Below are 10748 nucleotides of genomic sequence, written 5' to 3'. Positions count from 1 at the left end.
CACTGAAATTTGTTTCATCTTCTTAATCCTCCTGTATACTAACTTCATTTTAAACCAAAAACCAAGAACTTACAAGAAGTTACTTGTGATAATTTTCTTTTTTTAGTATTTTGTATGCTCTATAAATCTGTTCCACTAGTAATAGGCGTACTAATTGATGCGGAAATGTACAATTTGATAAGCACCAACGTAAATTTGCACGCTTGATTACATCTGCGCTATATCCCAATGATCCCGCAATAATAAACACTACTTTACTTGATTGATACGTATTAATCTCATCCAGTTTACTACTTATTTCTTCTGAACTAAAGTTTTTACCATGTAAATCTAAGCAAATAACAAATTCATCATCTTTTATTTTAGATAGTATCGCTTCGCCCTCTTTTTGCTTCACTATTTCTTGTTCAGCAATTGAAGCATTAGGAGCACATGCACCATCAGGAACTTCAATTATTTCAAGCTTTGTATATGGACCTAAACGTTTTACGTATTCTTGTATCGCATCTACAAAGTATTTCTCTTTAACTTTACCTACCGCTATAATTCTTATCATTGTAATACTACTGGCACTGTAATTTCATTGTTATTACGAACTAATGTAAGTGTCACTTCATCTCCAATGTTTAAATTATAAATAGCTTTTCTAAAATCTTTAAATGTTGTAATAGCTGAATCCCCTATCCTTGTCAGAACATCTCCAACTTGAATACCATTTATTTGGGCTGGTGTACCTTCTAATACTTTAGTAATTAATACGCCTCTAGTACGATCTAAATTAACACCTAGATAACTCTTTTGATATACAGTAAGTTGAGAAATATCTTTACCAATAACCCCAAGAATTGGACGACTCACACTACCAAACTCTTTTAATTGATCAATAATAGGAATTATTTCATTTGAAGGGATTGCAAAACCAATTCCTTCAGCATCTTCTTGTGCAATCTTCATTGAAGTAAGTCCAATTAAATCGCCACTCATATTGATCAAAGGACCTCCACTATTGCCTGGATTAATCGCTGCATCGGTTTGAAAAACTGTCATCTCCCAATCATCAATGCCATTATCATCAACATCAACTGGAATAGAACGATCAATACCCGATATGATTCCAAACGATACTGATCCTTGTAGACTCAAATCAATAGGACTACCTATCGCTAATACATATTCACCTTTTTTAACAATACTAGAATCACCTATATTAAATGGTTCAACTTCAAATGCAGGATGTACTTCTAATAATGCTAAATCGCTAAATGCATCACTACCAAGCAATTCTGCCATCAATACTTCACCATTATCAAATGTCACAAATATTTCAGTAGCATTTTGAACAACATGATGATTCGTTACAATGTAAACACCCTCATCATCTTTGCCATAAATAATCCCGCTACCAACACCTTCAAGTTCTTCATGAATACTACTTGTGATACTAACAACTTTAGATTCTACTTCACTAACAATTGAAGTTAATTCAGTAGTAAATCCATTAATTGTATTGTTATTGTAAATAGGAGTTTCTTTCTTGCCTGTTGTTTCTTGATTTTTAACTGTGCTTATTTCATATGTTAAGTAACTATTCCAAACCAAGAGAACAGCAATAATTGCTATAAGAAATTTCTTCATTTCCATTTCCTCCTTGCACTAACTCATATTGCCCTGCTGCCACAATAGTAAGATGTGGATTTAAACAATCTTTGTGTCTCATTAACATTTCTGTATTTACTTCTAACGCTTTTTGTCTTGTATTAGCTTCTTCTGAAATATGTGCTAATATAATTTGTTTAGTATTTTTAGTTACAATTTGCTCTAATATTTCTGCGCAATTCTCATTGCATAAATGTCCACTATCCGAAAAAATTCTTTGCTTAACAAAATGTGGTCTCTTTGATTCCATTAACATTTTGATATCGTGATTACTTTCCATAATTATATAATCAGCACCCAATAATCTTTCATAGTATGATTCATTTAAATAACCCGTATCTGTTATATATACAAGTTTTTCAATTTCGTTTTCAATTACATAACCTACTGTATTTTCTGCATCATGACTTAATGCTAAAGGTGTAATTATTAGATGTTTAATCATAATCTTTTCGAATGGTTTTACTAGATGAAAATGAAAACAATCATCAATTGGACATGCCGAATAAACTTCTTTGTTTTTAAACATTTTAATTTGACTAATATGGTCAACGTGATGATGCGTGATTAAACACGCATCAACATCGTCTAAATTAATATTGCATTTTTGATAACTAAGTTCTAGGTGTCTTCTTGTTGAACCACAATCAATAACTAGAATGCAGTCTTCATCTTGAAGAACAAAACTATTACCCTTTGACCCACTACAACACATGGAAAATTTCATATTAGCACGCAACAAATCCATCACATGGATCTCGTCTTTTCTCTGTTGCTGATTCAATAATAAAGAAGTGTACGTGAGGTCCTGATGCAACCCCAGTCATACCGATTTGTCCAATGACATCCCCTTTATCAACACGATCACCAACAGATAATGGAGATGGTTTATACATATGTCCATAAAATGTACGATAACCTGTATTACCATGGTCGATAATAATATAGTTACCACTTATTCCATCATATCCTATTTCATAAACAGTTCCACGGTCCGCTGCATATATGCTACCATAACGATCATATGCATTTTGGAAGTCAACAGCACGGTGATTGTAATAACAACCCCAACGACATGTAATCTTAGCATTATCAATTGGATAACGGAATGTCCCTGTACCATCACCTGGTATTTGAAGTGTTCCCACACGAACAATTTCTTGTTGTGGTTGAATTGTAACTATTGAAGATATTTTCTCCCCTGAGTAAAGAACACCATTAATCCATGTTTCTTCCCAAAGCGAGTTTTCTGATCCTTCTTTTGCAGTTTGCACTACAACTGATTCATTCGTATAAAGTTCTGGATCCTCTTGATAAATTGTACCATCAGGCTCCACAGCTTCTTTTCTTAAAGATTCTTTTTTAACAACCACATCAATTGGCGATTGGAAATATGTAACATTTAATTTCATTCCTGGCGATAACACTTGGTCAACATCAGATAAAATATCATCATTAATATTAACAACTTGCTTATCCGACAAGAAATTGTTTTTACTACCTACCCCTTGTATTGTATCTCCAGTTACTACTGTGTAATATTGTTTCTCTACACCTTCACCCCACTTTAGATAGTCAAGTATTTGATCAACACTTGTCATAATCTTATTAGGCTCTGCATACGCTTTTTTCATTGTAATATTTTGCAATATTTCAATTCCCATGTCACGTTCACCATAAGTTGTAAGTGCCGAAACAGTACCATTTGTTGAAATTGTGTTAAGTGAAGCCTCTTCAATAAAATACAATAAGTATTTGTGTAATGCTTCTTCATATTTTTTTACATCATCTACATAAATAGTAGCATAAACACCTTGCTCATTTGCGAAATCAATTGCATTGACCTCTACTGTAAATGAATTTTTATTTGCTAAATATTGTGTTATTTCCGCATCAATATTTTCATACTCGTTATAACTTAATTCTTTAATTTCATATATATCTTTCCCTGTATCAAGCAATGTTTCAGGGAATTTTTCTTCATAATTTTCAATATAAACACCATTCAAAAAATCAGTAATTACCTCATCATCGTTTAATACTCCAATGAGTTTACCAGAATCATATATTTTAGTAATTTCTTTTGGCACAGAACTTATACCAATTATTTCCTGAGGAATAACTGATTCTTCTATTTGTGCTTTAGCTTCAATTACCTTAGGCATAGATGAGCCTATAAATTGTGGTAATAAAAATACAATCGCAATACTTGCAAGTGCAGCAGCTATTAACGGTAATATTTTTTTCATCGCACTCACCTCTCTTTTTTACTATTGCTGTGATTTGTCAACATTATAAAATGCATTGATATCCGCTTTAAATGCAACATCGATTTTTCTTGTTGCACCATTACGGTGTTTAGCTATATCAACTTCAACAGATTCAATTCCATTTTGTATTGATTCTTCTTTTTTCTCATCGTTATAGTAAGATTCTCTAAACATTAGCATAATGATATCAGCATCTTGTTCAAGTGCTCCAGACTCACGCAAGTCAGACATCATTGGTCGTTTATCCGTTCTTGCTTCAACACCACGAGATAATTGTGATAAGGCAATCAATGGCACCTTAAGTTCACGCGCTAATGCTTTTAAATTACGTGAAATTTCTGATACTTCTTGTTGACGATTATCACCTGTTTTACCACTACCAGTGATTAACTGAATATAGTCAATAATAATGCATTGTAATCCATGTTCAGCTTGTAATTTACGACATTTAGAAAATATTTCTGATACTCTTACTCCAGGAGTATCATCAATAAATATTTTTGTAGATTTTAATTCTGTCACTGCCTCTGATAATTGATTCCATTCACCAGTGCTTAAAAAACCAGTCTTTAAATGATCACCCATTACAGTACTCTTTGCTGAAAGAATACGTGATATTAATTGTTCAGCTGGCATTTCCAACGAAAATATTGCAACAGCTTTCTTTGTATTAATCTGTGCAATATTCATACCTAAGTTTAAAGCAAATGCTGTTTTTCCCATTGAAGGACGAGCAGCTAAAATAATTAAATCACCTGCTTGAAAACCATGAGTTAATCGATCTAAATCCTTGAATCCAGTCGCAACCCCAGTAATAGGAGATTTATTATCAGCCATCTTTTGAATATTTTCTATAACTGAATTTATAACTTCTGCACCCGATCTAAAATCTGATGTTTTTCTATTTCTTGTTACATTTAATATTAGTTTTTCAGCACTATCTAAATAATCATCTATATCGACTTGTCCATCAAATCCTTCATCCATAATTGATTGAGATGCCTCTATCAAATTACGCATATATGCTTTGTTTTGAAGTATTTCTACATATGTTTTAGTATTAGCACTCGATACCGCAGCATCACACAGTTGCATCAAATAATCAACGCCACCAACCGATGATATACGATTCATATCATTTAAACGAGCTGTCACGGTCGTCACGTCTACTGGTTTACCCTCACTATGCAAGTCAAAAATAGCACTATATATCTTACGATGTGCTTCTAAGTAAAAATCATTTTCACTTACACCCTCATCCATCACAACAGTCAAACTGTTTGAGTATACCATTAAGGTACCTAGTAATGATTGTTCAGCTTCTAAACTATTAGGCATTTGACGAACCATGTGAACACCCTACGCTTTCTCTTTAACGTGACACTTAATTTCTCCAATTACATTTTTATACAACTCAACTTTCATTGTAGTATAACCTAATCCTGAAATTGGATTTGTATCTATAAACTTCCTTTTATCAACATGTATATTATGTTTCTTCATTAATTCTTCTGTAATTTGTTTTGTAGAAATAGAACCAAATACATTTCCATTTTTACTATTTAAAGTAAATTCAAGAGTAATTCCTTTTAATATTTCCTTTAATTCAATAGCTTGCTTTTCAAGTTCAGCTGCATTTTGACGTTGTTCTTCTTTTTGATCTTCTAATATTTCCATACTCTTAGCTGTTGCTTGCACTGCTAAACCTTTTGATATCAAAAAGTTTCTAGCATAACCATCAGCAACTTCTAACACTTGACCTTTTTTGCCCACTTTTTTTACATCACTCAGTAGGATTACTTTCATTTCCTTCAACCTCCTCAAAATATCGGCTAATCGCATCGATTAACTCGTTCTTTAATTCTACCACATCTGCACCATCTCTTTGTAGAGCTGCAGCAGTTAAATGTCCTCCACCATGCATATTTTCCATGATTCTTTGAACATTTACTTTTCCACGACTTCTTGCACTAATTGCAATCTGTCCATCATTAATTTTAGCAAGTACAAAGCTAGCTTGTACATCTTTTATTTGTAAAATATTATCCGCTACCTGTGACATCATTGAACGTGATACTACTTTATCAATTACTGGCGCTATAACAATACCTTTTTCATACTGTTCACAATTATTCATAATCACTGATTTCATCGCAAACTCTGCATATGAATCTTTTAAATAATCATCTGCAATTAGTGGATCAGCACCTAATGATCGAAGCATACTTGCAGCTTCAAATGTACGCGTACCAGTTCTAACTTTGAATCGATTTGTATCAATAATCATTCCAGTATACATAATATTTGCTTCTAACTCATTAATTTCTATTCTATTGGACAAATATGGAATAAACTCTGTAATTAATTCTGAAGTACTTGATGCTCCAGCTTCTATATATACAAGAATTGGATTAATTTCTAAATCCGCAGCACGACGATGATGATCAAAAATCGCAATTTTCTTTGCGTTTTCAAGCACATGTGCACCATTTGATTGTTTTAAACTATGATGATCAACCATGATAACTAACGTCTCATCACGATACTGATTCATAGCTTCATTTTCAGTTACAAATTGATGACGCTCCATCAACTCATTTTTATTTTTTTCTATTACTGCTGATAACTTTTCTTCAATTCCACCTGTCTTGGCAATAATACTACATGATTTACCATACGCTTGAATAATTCTACTCATAGCGATAGCTCCACCCATACAGTCAAAATCTGCTTCCTTATGACAACAAATTAATACATTAGGTGCTTTTTGTATTAAGTCTTTTAATGTATTTGCCATAATACGCACTCGTACTCGACTACGTTTTTCAATAGCCTCAGAACTGCCTCCAAAGTATTTAACATCTTCACCAGCTCTACGTATTGCTACTTGATCTCCACCACGCGATTGTGCTAAATCTAATAATTGAATTACCATTTCATCTAACTCTTCAAAATTTGTAGTTCCTCTTGCAAAAGCCATTGATAATGTAATAGAAACATCTAATTCTTGCGATGCACGTTTTACTGTATTTAAAATACTAAAACGATCTTCTATCAAATTCTTAAATATTGTTTCATTTAATACAACCATGTAACGATCATTTTTTAATCTACGCAATAATAAACCATGCTGTTTACACCACTCTGCCACAGGCTGTCTTATGCTATTATTTATACTTGATGTTAGTTTTTCATCTTCATAACGAGTAGACTCTTCATAGTTATCTAAATTAATTAATCCAATAACTATTTGTTCACCCTCATAAGCTTCTTTAAACATCTTAGTCTCAGTAATATCTTTAAAGAATAATACCTTTGAATCTTCTTTACGTTTAACTTGGTAAACATGATTATCTAATACTATTTCTATTTCTTCTGTTTTCCCTGAAATAAGATCATCAGTTTCAGGTAACCATACTAATAGTTTTTTACCTACACGATTAAATCCTCGTTCCTCAAATAAATCACTCATCCACGAAATAACATAGTTATCATCATAAGATAACATCCCTGTTTCTCCAAATAAGAATGCTTCCTTTGCTTCAATTCCTAACACTCTAGTTATCCCTAAATTAGTTTCTTCTAAATCACTTGAAAATGACTTAAATAGAAGAATAAAAATAGCTATTTCCAAAGCAGTAATTATTGTAGGTAGTATGATATTTATATCCCACATTAACTTAAAGAAAATAATCAAGATTATTTGAAAAAATAATAATAAAGTTATTTGTGCTTTTAGTTTACTTAGTTTGTCCATTGGAAATCCTCCTTAAAAGATCCTCTCTCCAGTTGGTAGTAATATATAAGAAACCAAATAATGAAAGTGCTGGTATTGCTATATTTAAGAATATAATAGACAGTAAAACCAAATAAAGACTTATATTTTTATTCAATTTTACAGCACCTAATACAACTGCTCCCAAATAGCCATAATACAATAAATATATATTTGCAATAATATTTACAAACATCATAACTACTTGCAATGTTTCGTTTTGTGGAGTTCTTAGAAAATATTCTGCCCCAGCCCAACAAACAATAGCTACATATCCTGTCCATTTAGGTGCATCTATTTGTGATAAAGGTTTTGCTTTAGGAATATCAAAACCCAAGCGTGTCAACATAAGACGAGATGTCATATGAACAAGAGTACCTTCCATAACACCTATAAATAAAATACTAAACGCCATTGCTACTTTAATCATTTTAGATAAATCTATTGGTAAAGCGGCAACTGATGAGCCCATTGCTTGTTCAAATAATTGTTGCATTGTTTGAGCTTCTTTAGCTATATCATAACCGAAAAATGATGCAAATAAAACAGTTGTCACCAAATTAGAGATAATTGAGATAACCAAAGAAACGATCATTAATTTTCGTAATGTCCACTTTCTTCTAACACCCTCTCCATATATTAATCCTGTAAATGCTGTCACAATAAAATAATATATTGATTGAGGATTCCCCAATAACAATGTCAGAAGAATCATTGCTGTTAAAGGCAATAAACCATCTTTCCACCCATACTTAGCTGTAAAGAAAACCATTGGTAAAGGTAATATCCATACAAACATTTCTGCTATTCCAAAAAATTGACGATTGATAAAAACAAGTAGTCCTACTACCGCAGTCATCATCGCTCCATCAGTGATTTTTCTCACATTGTTATTCATTAGTCATATCCTCCAAAAGTTGAAAAACCTCCATCATGCCGACGGAGGTTTAACCATTAATCATTTACGTATGGTAATAGTGCCATTTGACGAGCACGTTTGATTGCTGTTGCTAACATACGTTGATATTTAGCACGAGTTCCAGTAACACGTCTAGGAATAATCTTTCCGTTTGCTGAAACGAATTTCTTTAATAATTCAATATCTTTATAGTCGATAGAAGTTACATTATTTTTTGTGAAATAACATACTTTCTTACGTCCCATTCTTTGTTTTTTGAATGCCATGGTAGATCTCCTTTCTTCTAAAATGGTAAGTCATCGCTAGAAATATCTAGTGATGGTCCTGCGTTGAAATCATCAAACGCGTTGTCTGCTTCATATCCAGATGTCTCCATACCTGAGTATGAAGGTCCATCTAATGATGTTGAAGTAGAGCGGTTTTCTGAAGATGATTTAGATTCTAGTAATTGACAAGAATCACAAACAACTTCTGTAACATAAACTTTTTTACCATCGGTTCCATCATAATTGCGTGTTTGAATACGTCCTTCGACACCTACTAGTGCACCTTTTTTAGCATATTGCCCTAAAAAGTCAGCTGTTTGGCGCCAAGCTACACAGTTAATAAAATCTGCTTGTCTTTCTTGCCCTTGTCCAGATACACGACGATTGCATGCAACTGTAAAGGTTGCTACAGAAAGTCCAGATGAAGTTTTTCTAATATCTACATCTTTAGTTAGTCTTCCGACTAAAACGACACGATTAATCATGGGTTCACCTCTTAGTTTTCGTCTTGTTTTACAATCATGAAACGAACAATACTAGCATTGATACGCATTAAACGTTCAAATTCTTTAACTGTTTCGTTGTCAGCTTCAAATGTTACTACCATGTAATAACCTTTGGTCATGTCTTCTATACGATACGCAAATTCTTTCACGCCCCACTCATCCACATTCACGATTTTACCACCACCGTTAGTGATGATACCGTGCATAGACTCGATTACTTCTTGGCGTTTAGCATCTTCTAAAGATGCATTTACGATGTACATGACTTCATATTTTCTCATGTGTACACCTCCTTATGGTCTATTGGCCTTCTCAGGCAAGGAGTAGACGATTAATCTACCCGTGCTTATGATTTTATCATAATACCCTTAACATGTAAACTTTTTTAGCGATTTTACTAGCTTTTTTGGACTTTTTCAATTTCTTTTTTAATTTTTTAAATGTACAATTGTCTAAAGAGTCGATAAAACATTAAAAAGAATCAAATTCTTGCTTTATTTTTTAGTATTCAAGTCTTAATTACTTCATATTTAACCTGTTTTAAAGTCACTTACACATACATGATTATTTATTACACTGAGAAATATAGGGGAGGAAGGATACCTACATCAATTACATAGGCACCATCTTTAACTTAGTATTTATTCTTCGTAATAACTAATACGAAGCTTAAATCTAACTAAACCCAGGATATTCAATTACTACTTGAGCAACTCAACTACCACTTGATAGGAATAAAACTGTTCTCTTGATACGATACAGGTACAACGTAGGACACGTTAGAAAGGACATTATTAATATGTTAAACACAAGATCAATAGGAAAGAAAATTGTTGAATTAAGGCATAATGCCAATATGACACAAATGGAACTTGCCGATAAACTATTCATTAGTTATCAAGCAGTATCTAACTGGGAAAGAGGTAATTCCTTACCCGATGTAACTAAATTACCAGAATTAGCACAATTATTTAATATCACAATCAGTGAACTATTAGGGGAAACCAACTCACTTATAGAAAGTGCTGTTAAAGACGAAGAAAAAGAATTTGTAAAAAATAATCCCCAAGTCACAAAAGAATTTAAAGATGCTCTACCTGTACTTAAACCCAATCAAATTGACACTATCATCGATGAAATTCAAGATAAAACTGATTTAGATGATTTACTCGAAATATTACCATTCCTTAGTGAAACGAAAGTTAAAAATATAGCTCAAATCATTTTTGACAAAGAGGAATTTAATAAAATCTATTTAATTGCACCCTTCATGGATGAAGGCGATGTATTTGAATTTGTATTAAAATTATTAGATAGAGATTATTCAATAACTAAATTATTACCTTTTATTAACGA

12 protein-coding genes are annotated in these 10748 nt (G+C 32.5%); 1 reads left to right on the top strand and 11 read right to left on the bottom strand.

Going from position 1 to position 10748, the window contains the following annotated elements:
• Positions 1 to 79: 79 nt before the first annotated feature.
• Genes rlmH through rpsF form a run of 11 tightly spaced genes read right to left on the bottom strand, consistent with a single transcriptional unit; the run spans position 80 to position 9673 of the window.
• Entirely contained in the window at positions 80 to 556 is a 477-nt protein-coding gene (gene rlmH, locus RR430_RS04395; RefSeq protein ID WP_332487283.1) for a 23S rRNA (pseudouridine(1915)-N(3))-methyltransferase RlmH, read from the bottom strand.
• A complete protein-coding gene (locus RR430_RS04390; RefSeq protein ID WP_332487284.1) occupies positions 553 to 1635 on the bottom strand; it encodes a S1C family serine protease in 1083 nt (360 codons plus the stop codon). The genes rlmH and RR430_RS04390 overlap by 4 nt, the downstream gene beginning before the upstream one ends.
• Complete coding sequence (locus RR430_RS04385) at positions 1586 to 2404, bottom strand: MBL fold metallo-hydrolase (RefSeq protein WP_332487285.1); 819 nt, start codon at positions 2402 to 2404, stop codon at positions 1586 to 1588. The genes RR430_RS04390 and RR430_RS04385 overlap by 50 nt, the downstream gene beginning before the upstream one ends.
• Positions 2385 to 3905: a M23 family metallopeptidase gene (locus RR430_RS04380; protein WP_332487286.1), complete on the bottom strand. Its 1521-nt coding sequence runs from the start codon at positions 3903 to 3905 to the stop codon at positions 2385 to 2387. The genes RR430_RS04385 and RR430_RS04380 overlap by 20 nt, the downstream gene beginning before the upstream one ends.
• 21 nt (positions 3906 to 3926) lie before the next feature.
• Complete coding sequence (gene dnaB / locus RR430_RS04375; RefSeq protein ID WP_332487287.1) at positions 3927 to 5276, bottom strand: replicative DNA helicase; 1350 nt, start codon at positions 5274 to 5276, stop codon at positions 3927 to 3929.
• A gap of 9 nt (positions 5277 to 5285) precedes the next feature.
• On the bottom strand, positions 5286 to 5732 hold the full coding sequence (gene rplI, locus RR430_RS04370) for a 50S ribosomal protein L9 (RefSeq protein WP_332487288.1): 447 nt from the start codon (positions 5730 to 5732) through the stop codon (positions 5286 to 5288).
• Complete coding sequence (locus tag RR430_RS04365) at positions 5710 to 7683, bottom strand: DHH family phosphoesterase (RefSeq protein WP_332487289.1); 1974 nt, start codon at positions 7681 to 7683, stop codon at positions 5710 to 5712. Before RR430_RS04365 ends, rplI begins: the two co-directional genes overlap by 23 nt.
• The gene (locus tag RR430_RS04360) at positions 7667 to 8599 is read right to left on the bottom strand and encodes a DUF2232 domain-containing protein (RefSeq protein WP_332508712.1); all 933 of its coding nucleotides are present in this window, start codon (positions 8597 to 8599) and stop codon (positions 7667 to 7669) included. The genes RR430_RS04365 and RR430_RS04360 overlap by 17 nt, the downstream gene beginning before the upstream one ends.
• Positions 8600 to 8655: 56 nt before the next feature.
• Positions 8656 to 8886, bottom strand: coding sequence for a 30S ribosomal protein S18 (gene rpsR / locus RR430_RS04355; protein ID WP_078710771.1), 231 nt, complete (start codon positions 8884 to 8886; stop codon positions 8656 to 8658).
• A gap of 17 nt (positions 8887 to 8903) precedes the next feature.
• Complete coding sequence (gene ssb / locus RR430_RS04350; protein ID WP_332487291.1) at positions 8904 to 9371, bottom strand: single-stranded DNA-binding protein; 468 nt, start codon at positions 9369 to 9371, stop codon at positions 8904 to 8906.
• Between the two features lie 11 nt (positions 9372 to 9382).
• Positions 9383 to 9673 (bottom strand): 30S ribosomal protein S6, encoded by a 291-nt coding sequence (rpsF, locus tag RR430_RS04345; RefSeq protein ID WP_332508711.1) that lies wholly within the window; start codon positions 9671 to 9673, stop codon positions 9383 to 9385.
• A 518-nt stretch (positions 9674 to 10191) separates the two neighbouring features.
• Here rpsF and RR430_RS04340 point away from each other — a divergent pair.
• A partial coding sequence (locus RR430_RS04340; protein WP_332508710.1) for a helix-turn-helix domain-containing protein occupies positions 10192 to 10748 on the top strand: 557 nt, incomplete at its 3' end.

It is taken from the genome of Anaerorhabdus sp. (assembly GCF_036641015.1).
Taxonomy (GTDB): domain Bacteria; phylum Bacillota_I; class Bacilli_A; order Erysipelotrichales; family Erysipelotrichaceae; genus Anaerorhabdus.
Note: the sequence above shows the minus strand (reverse complement) of the source record. Positions and strands in the feature narration are given on the sequence as shown.